The organism is Frateuria sp. GZRe12, assembly GCF_051900535.1.
In the GTDB taxonomy this organism is placed as follows: domain Bacteria; phylum Pseudomonadota; class Gammaproteobacteria; order Xanthomonadales; family Rhodanobacteraceae; genus Frateuria_A.
Genome location: NZ_JBHZGI010000001.1, coordinates 938,138 through 951,536, shown reverse-complemented (window position 1 = coordinate 951,536; position 13,399 = coordinate 938,138). Strand labels below are relative to the sequence as shown.

Genomic DNA, 13,399 nt, shown 5'->3' with positions numbered 1-13,399 from the left:
GCGTTCGGGCAGTCCAACGTCCGCCCGACGTTGTGCTAGAAGTTGTTGTCGCCGCCGATCAGGTCGCCCAGGCCACCGAGGATCGAGCCCTCGCCGCGGCGCTGGCCTCCGCCCTGCGGCGCGGCTGCCAGCATGCGGCCGGCCATGCGCGAGAACGGCAGCGACTGCAGCCACACCTTGCCGGGGCCGGTGAGCGAGGCCAGGAACATGCCTTCGCCGCCGAACAGCATGCTCTTGATGCCGCCGACCGTATGCACGTCCATATTGATGGTGTCGTGGAAGGCGACCACGCAGCCGGTGTCCACATCCAGCCGTTCGCCCGGCTTGAGCTCGCGTTCGACCACGGTGCCGCCGGCGTGCACGAAGACCCAGCCGTCACCTTCGAGCTTCTGCATGATGAAGCCCTCGCCGCCGAACAGGCCGGTGAGGATCTTGCGCTGGAGATAGATGCCCAGCTGCACGCCGCGCGCGCCCGCCAGGAACGAATCCTTCTGGCAGATCAGGCGTCCGCCGTGCTCGGAGAGCTTCATCGCCATTACGGTGCCGGGGTAGGGCGCGGCGAAGGCGACCTTGGCCTTGCCGCTACCTGTGTGGGTGAACACCGTCGTGAACAGGCTCTCGCCGGTGATCACGCGCTTGCCGGCGGACATCAGCTTGCCCATCAGGCCGCCGCCCTGGCTGGCGGAAGAGCCGTCGCCGAACACGGTGTCCATCTGCACCGCCGATTCCTTGTACATCAGCGAGCCGGCCTCGGCGATCGCGCTCTCGCCCGGATCGAGCTCGACCTCGACGAACTGCATATCGTTGCCGACGATGCGGTAGTCGACCTCGTCGGCGCTGCCGTAGCGGCCGGCCGGCACGGGCGGCGGCGCCACGGCCATCGCGGTGGCCGGCTGGAACACGCTGTGGATCGGCCGCCATTCGCCGAAGCCTTCTTTCCAGCAGTAACCGTCGGGACGGCTGCGCGCCTGCGCACGGGCGGCTTCGTCGTCCATCGGACCGATGCGTTCGTTGTTGCCGTAGCTGAAATACCACTGCGTCATGTTGGCCGTCCCTTGGTGGAAGGGCACGAGTCTAGGCCGGCGCGGGGCGCGTGTGGGAGTGACGGATGTCACCGGGTGCGGCTGGGAACCGTCGGGAAAACGCTGCGCCGGCGGTCCGCTAGAATCGTCCCATGCGCACCTACCTCGACCTGCTCGACCACGTCCTCCACTGCGGCACGGAAAAAACCGACCGCACCGGCACCGGCACGAAAAGCGTGTTCGGCTGGCAGATGCGCTTCGACCTCAGCGAGGGCTTTCCGCTGGTCACCACCAAGAAGGTGCATTGGAAATCGGTGGTGCACGAGCTGATCTGGTTCCTGCGCGGCGACACCAACGTCGCCTACCTGAAGGAACATGGGGTCAGCATCTGGGACGAGTGGGCCGACGCAGAGGGGAACCTGGGCCCGGTCTACGGAAAACAGTGGCGCGCCTGGCCGACCGCCGACGGCGGCACCGTCGACCAGATCCGCTGGGTGGTCGACGAAATTCGTCGCAATCCCGATTCGCGGCGCCTGATCGTCAGTGCCTGGAACGTGGGCGAGCTGCCGAAAATGGCGCTGATGCCGTGCCACACGCTGTTCCAGTTCTATGTCGCCAACGGCAAGCTTTCCTGCCAGCTCTACCAGCGTTCGGGCGACATCTTCCTGGGCGTGCCGTTCAATATCGCCAGCTACGCGCTGCTCACCCACATGGTGGCGCACGTGTGCGGGCTGGGCGTGGGCGATTTCGTGCACACGCTGGGCGATGCGCACCTGTACAGCAACCACGTCGAGCAGGCCCGGCTGCAGCTCGGTCGCGAACCCAGGCCGTTGCCGCGGATGGTGTTGAACCCGCAAGTGCGGGCGCTGGAGGATTTCCGCTTCGAGGACATTGCGCTCGAAGGCTACGCGCCGCATCCGGCGATCAAGGCTCCCGTCGCGGTTTAGGCGGCGGCGGAGAGGGCTGCGAGCTTCAGCGCGCCATCGTTCCTGCGATGTGTTGCAAGGTGGGCAGAAGCCCACCCTACGGTTCGCGCGCCAGCAATGCCTGCAACGCAGGGTTGTCGCGCATCACCGCAAACGGCACCACCGGCGCCGGCGGGTCGGCTGGCAGTTGCAGGGTCTTCTGCCACACACCCACGTCCCACCAGCGGCCGAGCTTGTAGCCGCTCTGCCGCCACACGCCGGCGGGCGTGAAACCCATCGCCTCGTGCAGCCGCACGCTGGGCTCGCCCGGCAAGGTGATGACGCCGACTGCCTGGTTGATCCCCTGCAGGCACATCGCTTCGAGCAGCACGCCGTACAGGCGCCGCGCGAGCCCCGAACGCTGCGCATCCTCACGCACGTAGATCGAGGTTTCGGCGATCCAGTCGTAGGCGGCGCGATCGCGGAAGCGGCTGGCGTAGGCGTAGGCCAAGACCGCGCCTTCGCTTTCCCATACCAGCCATGGGTAATGCGCCAGCCGCGTGGCGATGCGCTCGCGCATCGCCGGTACGCCGGGCAGCACGGTTTCGAACGTGGCTACGCCGTGGGTGACCGATGGGGCGTAGATCGCATGGATCGCCACGGCATCGTCGGGTTGGGCAATGCGGATCATGGCCTCAAAGATCGCGCAGGTAGTAGCGGTCGCAGCCGTGGTGCCCGGTGCCGCCCATCGCCTGGCAGATCGGCGCGAAGCCGCTGCGCCGGTACAGCGCCTGCGCGGCATCCATGCCGGTGAGCGTTTCCAGGTAGCAGCGGCGATAACCCAGCGCGCGCGCCGCGTCCAGGCAGCGCTGCATCATCGCAGTGCCGGCGCCGATGCCGCGGGCCTGCGACAGGAAGTACATTTTGCGCAGCTCGCATACGTCCGGTTCACCGCCGTCCAGTGGCGCCACGCCGGCACCGCCGATCACCACGCCGTCGCGTTCGACCACGAAATAGGCGCAGCCGGGGCGTGCGTAGGCTCGCGCCATGTGGTCGACCTCCGGATCGTGGATCGCGAAGCCGGGGCCGTCGGCACCGAACTCGGGCATCACCGTGCGGATGATCGAGGCCAGGGCGGCGTCGTCGCGGGGTTCGATGGGGCGGATCAGGAAGTCGATGGGCATGATCTTGGATCTGTCGTTCGTCGAACTTGAGGGTTTTTCAGGGAGCCGTGCGCGCACGGGTGACACGACTGGCCGTTTCCTTGTGCAGGTGCGCCGAGAGCCAGGCTCCGGTGGCGATGAGCAGGTCCAGGTCGACCCCGGTATGCATGCCCATGCCCTGGAGCATGTAAGCCACGTCCTCGGTAGCGACGTTGCCGGTGGCGCCCTTGGCGTAGGGACAGCCGCCGGTGCCTGAGACCGCGCTGTCGACCACGCGCACCCCTTCCTCCAGGCAGGCCAGGATGTTCGCCAGCGCCTGGCCGTAGGTGTCGTGGAAATGCACCGCCAGTGCGCTCATCGGCACGGCCTGCGCGACCGCGCGCAGCATTCCGCGGGCCTTGGCCGGCGTGCCCACGCCGATGGTGTCGCCCAGCGAAATCTCGTAGCAGCCCAGCGCGTGCAGTCGCTCGGCCACGCGCACCACATCGGCGACCGGCACCTCGCCCTGGTAGGGGCAGCCGAGCACGGTGGAGACGTAGCCGCGCACCGCCACGCCGTCCGCCTTCGCCCGCTCGATCACCGGCGCGAAGCGTTCGATCGACTCATCGATCGAGGCGTTGATGTTCTTGCGGTTGAAGGCCTCGCTCGCGGCGGTGAACACGGCGATCTCCTGCGCGCCCACGGCGCGCGCGCGCTCGTAGCCCTGCAGGTTGGGCACCAGCACGGGGTAGCGCACCCCCGGTACCTTGCGGATCCCACCGAATACCTCGGCCGCATCGGCCAGCTGGGGCACCCATTTGGGGCTGACGAAGCTGGTCGCCTCGATGGTGGTCAGGCCGGTTGAGGAGAGCCGGTCGATCAGCGCGATCTTCACCTCGGGGGGAAGCCGGGTCTTTTCGTTCTGGAGGCCGTCGCGGGCGCCGACTTCGACGATCCGGACGGTGTCGGCGGGGGCGGTCATGGCGGCTCCAGGTGCGGGAAAGCGCCCACTTTAGCCTGCCGGCCGGCCGGCGCGGAGAGATTGCCCGGCAGGCTGGCTTTGCCCTGAACTCCTCCGTATAATCGCCGGTTCGACCCACACGGACGGGTCGTGAACCGATATCGGCAGGACGGAAAGCGTGGCCTTCGGGACCACCGCCGAATCAGTCAGAAACCGGGCAATCAAGCCCACCCAGGAGCATTCCCATGCCCAAGATCAAGACCAACCGGGCGGCCGCGAAGCGTTTTCGCAAGACCGCCTCGGGCAAGTTCAAGGCCGGTCACGCCTTCAAGTCGCACATCCTGACCAAGAAGTCGACCAAGCGTAAGCGCAACCTGCGCGCCACCAACCACGTCAAGGCGTGCGACACCAAGGGTGTGGCTCGCATGTTGCCGTACGTCTAAGGGAAGGAGAACACCATGGCTCGTGTAAAGCGTGGCGTTACCGCCCGTCGTCGTCACAAGAAGATCATCGGCCGCGCGAAGGGTTACTACAACGCCCGTCGCAAGGTCTTCCGCGTAGCGAACCAGGCCGTCATCAAGGCCGGCCAGTACGCCTACATCGGTCGCAAGCAGCGCAAGCGCCAGTTCCGCGCGCTGTGGATCGTGCGTATCAACGCCGCGGCCCGTCAGTTTGGCATGTCGTACAGCCGCCTGATCAATGGCCTGAACAAGGCCGGCATCACGATCGACCGCAAGGTGCTGGCGGATATCGCCGTGCACGACATCAAGGCGTTTGGCGCCATCGCGGAAAAGGCGAAGGCCAGCCTGGCCGCTTGATCGTCGTCACCGACGGTATGCTGTAAATCAAGCGGGGAGAAGGCCAACGCCTTCTCCCCGTTTTTATTTAACAACGTCGCTTTTCGCGTTCGCCTCCTCTCCCGTTGGGGAGAGGATTGAGGTGAGGGGGACAAGGCTTGCCTTGGACGTCATCGAAGCACGCTTCGAACCTGGCCTCGACGCAAGAGCGACCCCTCAGCCCAACCCTCTCCCCGGAGGGGAGAGGGAGCCAAGAGCAAAACAGCGGAACTCGCACCGATGGACGATCTGGAAAGCCGCGCAACCCAGGCCTTGGCCGATATCGAAGGCGCCAACACGCTCGATGCGCTCGACGCTCTGCGCGTGGGCCTGCTCGGCAAGAGCGGCATCGTCACCGCCGCGCTGAAATCGCTGGGCGCGCTCGCTCCCGACGAGCGCAAGGCCCGCGGCGCCGAGGTCAACCGCGTCAAGGACCGCCTGGCCGACGCGCTGGCCTCACGCAAGCAGTCGCTGGAGCAGGCCGAACTCGACCGCCGCCTGGCCTCCGAAAAGCTCGACGTCACCCTGCCTGGCCGTGACGGCGAGCGTGGCGGCATCCACCCGATCACCCGCACGCTCGAGCGCATCGCCGCGATCTTCGCCCGCCTGGGCTACCAGCGCGCCGAAGGTCCGGAAATCGAGGACGACTGGCACAACTTCGAGGCGCTGAACTTCCCGCCGCACCACCCGGCGCGCGCCATGCACGACACCTTCTACTTCGGCGACGGGCGCCTGTTGCGCACGCATACCTCGCCGGTGCAGATCCGGTCGATGCAGGGCCGGCAGCCGCCGATCCGCATCATCGCGCCGGGCAAGGTCTACCGCAGCGATTCGGACCAGACCCACTCGCCGATGTTCCACCAGATCGAAGGCCTGCTGGTCGACGAGACTTCGAGCTTCGCCGATCTGAAGGGCACGCTGGCCGAATTCGTGCGCGCGTTCTTCGAGCGCGATTTCGAGATGCGTTTCCGTCCCAGCTACTTCCCCTTCACCGAGCCCTCGGCCGAGGTGGACATCCGCTGGGCCGATCCTGATAAGAGCGGCGAAGACGGCCAGAGCCGTTGGCTGGAGGTGCTCGGTTGCGGCATGGTCCATCCGAACGTGCTCGCCAATTGCGGCATTGACCCCGAGCGCTACACCGGCTTCGCCTTCGGCCTCGGTGTCGAGCGCTTCGCCATGCTTCGCTATGGCGTCTCGGACCTGCGAGCGTTCTTCGAGAACGACCTGCGCTTCCTCAAGCAGTTCGCGTAAGCCGGCAAGGAACTACGTACCCATGAAATTCTCCGAGAACTGGCTGCGCGAGCTGGTAGAGATCCAGGCCGATCGCGCCCAACTGGCCCATGCGCTGACCATGGCCGGGCTGGAAGTGGAAGAACTGACCGTCCTGGGCGAGGGCCTGGCCGGCGTGGTGGTGGGCGAGATCGTTGCGGCCGAGAAGCATCCGGAAGCCGATCGCCTGCAGGTCTGCAAGGTCGCCGTCGGACAGGGTGAGCCGCTGCAGATCGTCTGCGGCGCCCCGAACGCGCGCGTGGGCCTGAAGGCCCCGTTGGCGATGGTCGGCGCCGTGCTGCCGGGTGATGTGAAGATCAAGACGGCCAAGCTGCGCGGTGTGGAATCGGCGGGCATGCTTTGCTCGGCCAAGGAACTGGGCATCGACACCGATGCTTCCGGTTTGATGGAGCTGCCGTTCGATGCGCCGGTCGGCCAGCCGCTGGCCGAGTTCCTGGCCCTGCCCGACGCCAGCATCGAGCTCAAGCTCACTCCGAACCGCCCGGATTGCCTGGGCCTCGTCGGCCTGGCGCACGACGTGGCCGCGCTGTTCGGCAGCCGCGTGCTGGCATCGGTGCAGGAGCCGGCGCCGGTAACCTCCGATGCACGCCGCGGCATTCGCCTGGAAGCGGGCAAGGATGCGCCGCGCTACCTGGGTCGCATCATCGAAGGCCTCGACGCGTCCGCGCGCTCGCCGCTGTGGCTCGCCGAGCGCCTGCGTCGTGCCGGCCTGCGTCCGATCAGCGCGGTGGTCGACGTCACCAACTACGTGATGCTGGAACTGGGTCAGCCGCTGCACGCCTTCGACAACGACATGCTGGATGGTGACATCGTCGTGCGGCATGCACGCGCGGGAGAGGCGCTGAAGCTGCTCGACGGCAGTGACGCGAAGTTCGACGATGGCTTCGTATTGATCGCGGACGACCGCAAGGCGCTGGCCGTGGCCGGCGTCATGGGTGGCCACGACTCGCGCGTGACCGAGGCTACCCGCAGCATTTTCCTGGAGTCGGCGCACTTCGCCCCGGCGGCGATCATGGGCCGCGCGCGCAAGCTCGGCCTGCATACTGACGCCTCGCACCGCTTCGAGCGCGGCGTCGACCCGCAGCTGCCGCGCCGGGCGCTGGAGCGCGCCACCGAACTGTTGCTCTCGATCGCCGGCGGCCAGGCCGGCCCCGTGCTGGTCGCGGAGAACCCGGCCGACCTGCCGAAGCCCGCCACGGTCGCCCTGCGGCGCGCACGCCTGGCCCGCGTGCTGGGCGTCGCCGTGCCTGACGAGGAGGTCACGCGCATCTTTACCGCGCTGGGCATGACCGTGCAGGTCACGGCTGATGGCTGGCAAGTCACCGCGCCGACCAGCCGCTTCGACATCGAACGCGAGGAGGACCTGATCGAGGAGGTCGCGCGCGTCCACGGCTACGACCGCATTCCCACCCACACGCCCGCCGGCGCGCTGTCGCTGGCGCCCGAGCCCGAGGCGCGCATCGGCGAACTGCCGCTGCGCGAACAGCTCGCCGCTCGCGGCTATTACGAGGCAGTGAACCTGTCTTTCGTCAGCACCGAACTGCTCGCGCGCTGGGGTCACGCTGAAAACCTCGTGCCGCTGGCCAACCCGCTGTCCGCCGATCTGGCGGTGATGCGCCCTTCGCTGTTGCCCGGCCTGGTCGAGGCGCTGCGCCACAACCGCGCCCGCCAGCAGGAGCGCGTGCGGTTGTTCGAGGTCGCCCGCGTCTTTGCCGCCGGCGACCCGCCCGTGGAAACCCCGAGCCTGGCCATCGCTGCCTGCGGCCCCGCGCGCGCCGAACAATGGGCCGAGCCGTCCCGTCCTTACGACTTCTTCGATCTCAAGGGCGAGCTGGACGCGCTGCTGGCCTGGGGTGGCGAGCCGGAACGCTGGTCGCTGCATGCCGACGGGTTGCCGTCCTGGCTGCACCCGGGCCGCAGCGCCCGCGTCGCTCGGGACGGTGAGACTGTCGGCCACCTCGGCGCGTTGCATCCCCAACTGGCCAAGGCGCTCGACCTGGGGCCGGACGTGCACGTCCTGGAAGTCGCCCTGGCGCCATTGCTGGACCGTCGCCTGCCCAGGGCCCGGCCGGTTCCGCGGTTCCCCTTGGTACGCCGGGATATCGCCGTGGAGGTGCCTGAAGAGGTGCGCTGGTCACAGATCGAGCAAACCGTCCGGGGCACGCTTGGCAGCGTGCTCAAGCAGCTCAGGCTGTTCGACCGTTACAGCGGCAAGGGCGTCGACATAGGCCGAAAGAGTCTCGCTATGGGCTTGATTTTGCAGGACGCTTCACGCACGCTTACCGACGACGACGCGGACCGCTGCGTGCGCGAAGCGGTAGCTGCGTTGGAGTCGACATGCAAGGCAAAGTTGCGAGGCTGAGATGGCGCTGACCAAGGCGGAAATGGCCGAGCGCCTGTTTCTCGAGGTGGGCCTCAACAAGCGTGAGGCGAAGGAATTCGTGGACGCCTACTTCGAGGTCGTCCGTGAAGCGTTGGAAAGGGGCGAGCAGGTGAAGCTGTCGGGTTTCGGCAACTTCGACCTGCGTCAGAAGAACCAGCGACCGGGTCGCAATCCCAAGACGGGCGAGGAGATTCCGATCTCCGCCCGTCGCGTGGTGACGTTCCGTCCGGGGCAGAAACTCAAGGTGCGAGTCGAGAGCTATGCTGGACCAAGGGAATAACACCGAACTGCCCGCCATCCCGGCCAAGCGCTACTTCACCATTGGTGAGGTCAGCGAGCTTTGCGGGGTGAAGCCGCACGTGCTGCGGTACTGGGAGCAGGAATTTCCCGCGCTCAACCCGGTCAAGCGCCGCGGCAACCGTCGCTACTACCAGCGCCACGATGTGCTGATGATCCGGCAGATCCGTGGCCTGCTGTACGACGAAGGCTTCACCATCACCGGCGCGCGCGCGCGGCTTGAAGGTCCGCAGGCGCGCATGGAATCGAGCATGTCCCACCAGATCGTGCGCCAGGTGCGCATGGAACTGGAAGAAATCCTGTCCCTGCTGCGTCGCTGAAACACGCGGGCATCTGCTATAGTTCGCCGTCTGTTTCACCGCGAACGCGGCGAACACACGAGTCACGTCGGGGCGTAGCGCAGCCTGGTAGCGCATCTGCCTGGGGGGCAGAGGGTCGTCGGTTCGAATCCGGCCGCCCCGACCAATTCGGTAACTGAAAACGGCGCCTTCGGCGCCGTTTTTGTTTTCGGCGCACGGAGGGTCTTCGCGCCGGCCCGGATGCGCAACGCCGACACCACCTCAGGCATCCGCATCCGAACACCTCGCCCCGGCAGGGGTACACCAGACCGGTGAGGGTCCGGGCGCAGCAAGCGCTCCCGAGGACACGGCGTCCCCGAGCCAAGGGCAGGCCGATGTTCCCTGACTCAATAGAGCACGCGCGTCTTCAGCGTCCCCGGAATCGCCGCCATCCGCTCCTTCAACGCCTGCGCCTGCGCGACGTCGGCCGAGACGTCGATGACCACGTAGCCCACCTCCGCATCGGTCTGCAGGAACTGCGCGTCGATGTTGAGGTTGCCCGCCGAGAACAGCTCGTTGATGCGCGAAAGCGTGCCGGGCACGTTGCGGTGGATGTGCAGCAGGCGGCGGCTGCGCGGATGCTCGGGCAACGACACTTCGGGGAAGTTCACCGCCGAAAGCGTCGAGCCGTTATCGCTGTAGCGCACCAGCTTGCTCGCCACCTCGATGCCGATATTGTCCTGCGCTTCGAGCGTACTGCCGCCGATGTGCGGGGTCAGGATCACGTTGTCCATCCCCACCAGCGGCGACACGAACGCGTCATCGTTGCCCTTGGGTTCGGACGGAAAGACGTCCACTGCGGCACCGGCCAGGTGTTCCTTGAACAACGCCGCGGCCAGTGCGTCGATGTCCACCACGCTGCCACGCGAGGCATTGATCAGAAGCGAGCCTTGCCGCATGCGCGCGAGCTGTTCGGCGCCGATCATCATCCGCGTTGCCGGCGTGTCGGGCACGTGCAGGGTGACCACGTCGGCCGCTTCGAGCAGATCGTCCAGGCTCGTCGCGGCGCGCGCGTTGCCCAGCGCCAGCTTGGCCTCGATGTCATGGAACAGCACGCGCATCCCCATGCTTTCGGCCAGCACGCCGACCTGCGTGCCGATGTGACCGTAACCGACGATGCCCAGCACCTTGCCCCGCGCCTCATAGCTGCCGGTCGCCGATTTCGACCAGCCGCCGCGATGGCATTGCATGTTCTTCTGGGGAATCCCGCGCAACAGCATGACCGCCTCGGCCACCACGAGTTCGGCCACGCTGCGGGTATTGGAGTAGGGCGCGTTGAACACCGGCACGCCCAGCCGGCGCGCGGCGCCCAGGTCCACCTGGTTGGTGCCGATGCAGAAGCAACCGACCGCGATCAGGCGCCGCGCGTGTTCGAGCAACGCCGGCGTGAGCTGGGTGCGCGAGCGGATGCCCACGATGTGCGCCTCGGCCAGGCGGGCCTTGAGTTCGGCTTCCGGCAACGCCTTGGGGTGGACCTCGACCTGGGTGTAACCGGCGTGGCGGAAGCTCTCCTCCGCGCTGCGGCTGACGCCTTCGAGCAGCAGCACGTGGATGTCCTGCCTGGGAAACGAAGTCTTCATCGGCGCAAATCCATGACGGGGCGTCGGGCTACTATGCCAGAGCTCCCGTGTTTTTTGCGGCACTGCAGCACTGGACCGCGCCGGTCCCGCTCTGGCAGGCTGGCAGCTTCCCCCGGAGCCCCCATGACCGACCCCCGCCTCACCGAACTGACCGCCCGGGCGCCCTCACTGCGCCTGCTGACCGAACTTGCCGACCTGATCCACTACGGGCGCGACTGGACGCGCCGCTGGGGCCCGGCGCCGCTGGCCGTGGCCTTGCCCAGCTCGATCGATGAGATCCAGGCCATCGTGCGCTGGGCCAACGAACGACAGGTCGCGCTGGTGCCTTCGGGTGGCCGCACCGGCCTGTCCGGCGGCGCCGTGGCGGCACGCGGGGAACTGGTGCTGAGCCTGGAGCGAATGAACCGCGTCCTCGGCTTCAGCGAAACCGACCGCCTGCTCGAGGTCGAGGCCGGCATCACCCTGCAGGCGGTTCATGAGGCGGCGCGCTCGCACGGCTTGCTCTACCCGGTGGATTTCGGCGCCCGCGGCTCCTGCACGATCGGCGGCAACATCGCCACCAACGCCGGCGGCATCCGCGTGATCCGTTACGGCACCACGCGCGAGTGGATCGGCGGCCTGACCGTGGTCGCCGGCAACGGCGAGTTGCTGGAGCTCAATCGCGGCCTGGTCAAGAATTCCAGCGGCTACGACCTGCGCCATCTGATGATCGGATCCGAGGGCACGCTGGGCGTGGTGGTCGGCGCGCAGCTCAAGCTCACCGATCCGCCGCCGCCGGCGCAGACCATGCTGCTGGCGCTGCCGCACATGGATGCGCTGATGAAGGTTTTCGCGCTGTTCCGCGCGCAGCTGAAGCTGCAGGCGTTCGAGTTCTTTACCGACGTTGCGCTTCGGCACGTGCTGGCACATGGCGCGCAGCGCGCGATCGACGCCGACCAGCCGTATTACGTGGTTACCGAGTACGACGCGCTCGACGACGGCGACGAGCAGGCGGCCCTGCTGGCGTTCGAGGACGGCGTGCGCGAGGGCTGGATCAGCGATGGCGTGATCGCGCAGAGCGAATCGCAGGCGGCCACCCTGTGGCGGCTGCGCGAGGGCATCACCGAAAGCCTGGCGCCGCGCAAACCCTACAAGAACGACATCGCGCTGCGCATCAGTGCGATGCCCGCGTTCCTGCACGAGATGCAGGATCTGCTGGCGCGCGAATATCCGCAGATGGAGGTCGTCTGGTTCGGCCACATCGGCGACGGCAACCTGCACATCAACGTGTTGCCGCCCGAGGACATGCAGCAGGCCGAATTCATCGCCCATTGCGAACGTGTCACCCGCCTGCTCGCCGATACGCTGCAGCGCCACGGCGGCAGCATCTCGGCCGAACACGGCATCGGGCTGGTCAAGAAACCTTATCTGGAAAGCACGCACAGCGAGGCGGAGATCGCCCTGATGCGTGGAGTGCGCAAGGTGTTCGACCCCAACGACATCCTCAACCCGGGCAAGCTGTTCGAATAACACGGTTACCGCGTCCGGCAGGCGCTCGGCCGCACGCTCCTGCAACGCGGCGCCGGTGCTAGCCTTGAGGGCTTCCCATCCCCACGGAGAACCAGGCATGACCGAGGAACGCCGCGCGCTGTATCCGGAGATCGAACCCTACGACAGCGGCATGCTGCCGGTGTCCGCGCTGCACACGCTCTACTACGAGCAGAGTGGCAATCCGAACGGCAAGCCCGTGGTGTTCCTGCACGGCGGCCCGGGCGCGGGCGCCAGCCCGCGCTGCCGGCGCTTCTTCGACCCGGCGGCCTACCGCATCATCCTGTTCGACCAGCGCGGCTGCGGACGCTCCACGCCGCACGCCGAGCTCACCGACAACACGACCTGGGCCCTGGTCGCCGACATCGAGCGGCTGCGCGAGCACCTTGGGATTGCTCGCTGGCAGGTTTTCGGCGGTTCATGGGGCTCCACGCTGGCGCTGGCCTACGCGCAGACCCACCCGGACAAGGTGACCGAACTGGTTTTGCGCGGCATCTTCATGCTGCGTCGATGGGAGCTGGAGTGGTTCTACCAGAAGGGGTGCGACGCGCTCTATCCGGATGCCTGGGAGCCCTACCTGAGGGCCATTCCCGAGGCCGAACGCGGCGACCTCATGAGCGCCTACCACCGCCGCCTTACCAGCCCGGATGCGGCGACCCGGCTGGAGGCCGCGCGGGCCTGGTCGACTTGGGAGGCCGGCACCAGCTTCCTGTTCCAGGACCCCGGCTACATCGCCAGCAGCGGCGAGGACGAGTTCGCGCTCGCGTTCGCGCGGATCGAGTGCCACTACTTCGTCAACGGCGGCTTCTTCGAGCACGACGACCAGCTGCTTCGCAACGTCGACCGCATCCGGCGGATACCGACGGTGATCGTGCAAGGCCGCTACGATGTGGTGTGCCCGCTGCGCAGTGCGTGGGACCTGCACGGCGCCTGGCCGGAGGCGGACCTGCGCATCGTGCAGGACGCGGGGCACTCGGCTTTCGAGCCGGGGATCACGCACGAGCTGGTCGAGGCGACCGACCGCTTCAAACTGTAGCGCCGCACGTGCACCTTGCGCCCTCTCCCCTCCAGGGAGAGGTTGGGGCGGGGCTCGCGTTGATGCCCAACGAAGAGCCGCA

The 13,399-nt window shown here is 67.3% G+C and carries 14 protein-coding genes and 1 tRNA gene; 10 read left to right on the top strand and 5 right to left on the bottom strand.

Translation table 11 applies throughout. From position 1 onward, the window contains the following. Positions 1 to 35 precede the first annotated feature (35 nt). Positions 36 to 1,043: a TIGR00266 family protein gene (locus ACFWZ4_RS04295; RefSeq protein WP_439703479.1), complete on the bottom strand. Its 1,008-nt coding sequence runs from the start codon at positions 1,041 to 1,043 to the stop codon at positions 36 to 38. A 131-nt stretch (positions 1,044 to 1,174) separates the two neighbouring features. On the opposite strand from ACFWZ4_RS04295, the gene ACFWZ4_RS04290 reads away from it, so the two are divergent. Further along, positions 1,175 to 1,969, top strand: coding sequence for a thymidylate synthase (locus tag ACFWZ4_RS04290; RefSeq protein WP_439703478.1), 795 nt, complete (start codon positions 1,175 to 1,177; stop codon positions 1,967 to 1,969). Positions 1,970 to 2,045: 76 nt separating this feature from the next. Here ACFWZ4_RS04290 and ACFWZ4_RS04285 read toward each other — a convergent pair whose 3' ends face one another. The 3 genes from ACFWZ4_RS04285 to ACFWZ4_RS04275 are packed head-to-tail and all read right to left on the bottom strand — an operon-like array spanning position 2,046 to position 4,051. Next, positions 2,046 to 2,618 carry a GNAT family N-acetyltransferase gene (locus tag ACFWZ4_RS04285; RefSeq protein ID WP_439703477.1) on the bottom strand — a complete coding sequence of 191 codons (573 nt, stop codon included), beginning with the start codon at positions 2,616 to 2,618 and terminating at the stop codon, positions 2,046 to 2,048. A gap of 4 nt (positions 2,619 to 2,622) precedes the next feature. Beyond that, positions 2,623 to 3,111 (bottom strand): GNAT family N-acetyltransferase, encoded by a 489-nt coding sequence (locus ACFWZ4_RS04280; protein ID WP_439703476.1) that lies wholly within the window; start codon positions 3,109 to 3,111, stop codon positions 2,623 to 2,625. Between the two features lie 37 nt (positions 3,112 to 3,148). Then, on the bottom strand, positions 3,149 to 4,051 hold the full coding sequence (locus tag ACFWZ4_RS04275) for a hydroxymethylglutaryl-CoA lyase (RefSeq protein ID WP_439703475.1): 903 nt from the start codon (positions 4,049 to 4,051) through the stop codon (positions 3,149 to 3,151). A 224-nt stretch (positions 4,052 to 4,275) separates the two neighbouring features. On the opposite strand from ACFWZ4_RS04275, the gene rpmI reads away from it, so the two are divergent. The 7 genes from rpmI to ACFWZ4_RS04240 all read left to right on the top strand — a co-directional run bounded on the left by rpmI (position 4,276) and on the right by ACFWZ4_RS04240 (position 9,301). Further along, positions 4,276 to 4,473: a 50S ribosomal protein L35 gene (rpmI, locus tag ACFWZ4_RS04270; protein WP_026635107.1), complete on the top strand. Its 198-nt coding sequence runs from the start codon at positions 4,276 to 4,278 to the stop codon at positions 4,471 to 4,473. Between the two features lie 15 nt (positions 4,474 to 4,488). Then, positions 4,489 to 4,848 (top strand): 50S ribosomal protein L20, encoded by a 360-nt coding sequence (rplT, locus tag ACFWZ4_RS04265; RefSeq protein WP_439703474.1) that lies wholly within the window; start codon positions 4,489 to 4,491, stop codon positions 4,846 to 4,848. Between the two features lie 258 nt (positions 4,849 to 5,106). Further along, entirely contained in the window at positions 5,107 to 6,117 is a 1,011-nt protein-coding gene (pheS, locus tag ACFWZ4_RS04260) for a phenylalanine--tRNA ligase subunit alpha (protein WP_439703473.1), read from the top strand. A 22-nt stretch (positions 6,118 to 6,139) separates the two neighbouring features. Further along, positions 6,140 to 8,518 carry a phenylalanine--tRNA ligase subunit beta gene (gene pheT, locus ACFWZ4_RS04255; protein ID WP_439703472.1) on the top strand — a complete coding sequence of 793 codons (2,379 nt, stop codon included), beginning with the start codon at positions 6,140 to 6,142 and terminating at the stop codon, positions 8,516 to 8,518. A 1-nt stretch (position 8,519) separates the two neighbouring features. Beyond that, entirely contained in the window at positions 8,520 to 8,819 is a 300-nt protein-coding gene (gene ihfA, locus ACFWZ4_RS04250) for an integration host factor subunit alpha (RefSeq protein WP_091333672.1), read from the top strand. Further along, on the top strand, positions 8,800 to 9,156 hold the full coding sequence (locus ACFWZ4_RS04245) for a MerR family transcriptional regulator (protein ID WP_439703471.1): 357 nt from the start codon (positions 8,800 to 8,802) through the stop codon (positions 9,154 to 9,156). Before ihfA ends, ACFWZ4_RS04245 begins: the two co-directional genes overlap by 20 nt. Positions 9,157 to 9,224: 68 nt before the next feature. Next, positions 9,225 to 9,301: transfer RNA gene (locus ACFWZ4_RS04240), tRNA-Pro, on the top strand. A 220-nt stretch (positions 9,302 to 9,521) separates the two neighbouring features. Here ACFWZ4_RS04240 and serA read toward each other — a convergent pair. After that, a complete protein-coding gene (gene serA, locus ACFWZ4_RS04235) occupies positions 9,522 to 10,754 on the bottom strand; it encodes a phosphoglycerate dehydrogenase (protein WP_439703470.1) in 1,233 nt (410 codons plus the stop codon). 123 nt (positions 10,755 to 10,877) lie between these two features. Here serA and ACFWZ4_RS04230 point away from each other — a divergent pair, with 123 nt between their 5' ends. Together ACFWZ4_RS04230 and pip are read left to right on the top strand one after the other, a co-directional pair. Continuing rightward, entirely contained in the window at positions 10,878 to 12,263 is a 1,386-nt protein-coding gene (locus ACFWZ4_RS04230) for an FAD-binding oxidoreductase (RefSeq protein ID WP_439703469.1), read from the top strand. A 97-nt stretch (positions 12,264 to 12,360) separates the two neighbouring features. Further along, a complete protein-coding gene (gene pip, locus ACFWZ4_RS04225; RefSeq protein ID WP_439703468.1) occupies positions 12,361 to 13,317 on the top strand; it encodes a prolyl aminopeptidase in 957 nt (318 codons plus the stop codon). Positions 13,318 to 13,399: the final 82 nt, after the last annotated feature.

Coding starts and splice junctions, on each gene's coding strand:
- ihfA (WP_091333672.1), top strand. CDS start 8,520: ATGGCGCTGACCAAGGCGGAAATGGCCGAGCGCCTGTTTCTCGAGGTG.
- rpmI (WP_026635107.1), top strand. CDS start 4,276: ATGCCCAAGATCAAGACCAACCGGGCGGCCGCGAAGCGTTTTCGCAAG.
- pip (WP_439703468.1), top strand. CDS start 12,361: ATGACCGAGGAACGCCGCGCGCTGTATCCGGAGATCGAACCCTACGAC.
- ACFWZ4_RS04295 (WP_439703479.1), bottom strand. CDS start 1,043: ATGACGCAGTGGTATTTCAGCTACGGCAACAACGAACGCATCGGTCCG.
- ACFWZ4_RS04285 (WP_439703477.1), bottom strand. CDS start 2,618: ATGATCCGCATTGCCCAACCCGACGATGCCGTGGCGATCCATGCGATC.
- ACFWZ4_RS04230 (WP_439703469.1), top strand. CDS start 10,878: ATGACCGACCCCCGCCTCACCGAACTGACCGCCCGGGCGCCCTCACTG.
- pheS (WP_439703473.1), top strand. CDS start 5,107: ATGGACGATCTGGAAAGCCGCGCAACCCAGGCCTTGGCCGATATCGAA.
- rplT (WP_439703474.1), top strand. CDS start 4,489: ATGGCTCGTGTAAAGCGTGGCGTTACCGCCCGTCGTCGTCACAAGAAG.
- ACFWZ4_RS04280 (WP_439703476.1), bottom strand. CDS start 3,111: ATGCCCATCGACTTCCTGATCCGCCCCATCGAACCCCGCGACGACGCC.
- serA (WP_439703470.1), bottom strand. CDS start 10,754: ATGAAGACTTCGTTTCCCAGGCAGGACATCCACGTGCTGCTGCTCGAA.
- ACFWZ4_RS04245 (WP_439703471.1), top strand. CDS start 8,800: ATGCTGGACCAAGGGAATAACACCGAACTGCCCGCCATCCCGGCCAAG.
- pheT (WP_439703472.1), top strand. CDS start 6,140: ATGAAATTCTCCGAGAACTGGCTGCGCGAGCTGGTAGAGATCCAGGCC.
- ACFWZ4_RS04275 (WP_439703475.1), bottom strand. CDS start 4,051: ATGACCGCCCCCGCCGACACCGTCCGGATCGTCGAAGTCGGCGCCCGC.
- ACFWZ4_RS04290 (WP_439703478.1), top strand. CDS start 1,175: ATGCGCACCTACCTCGACCTGCTCGACCACGTCCTCCACTGCGGCACG.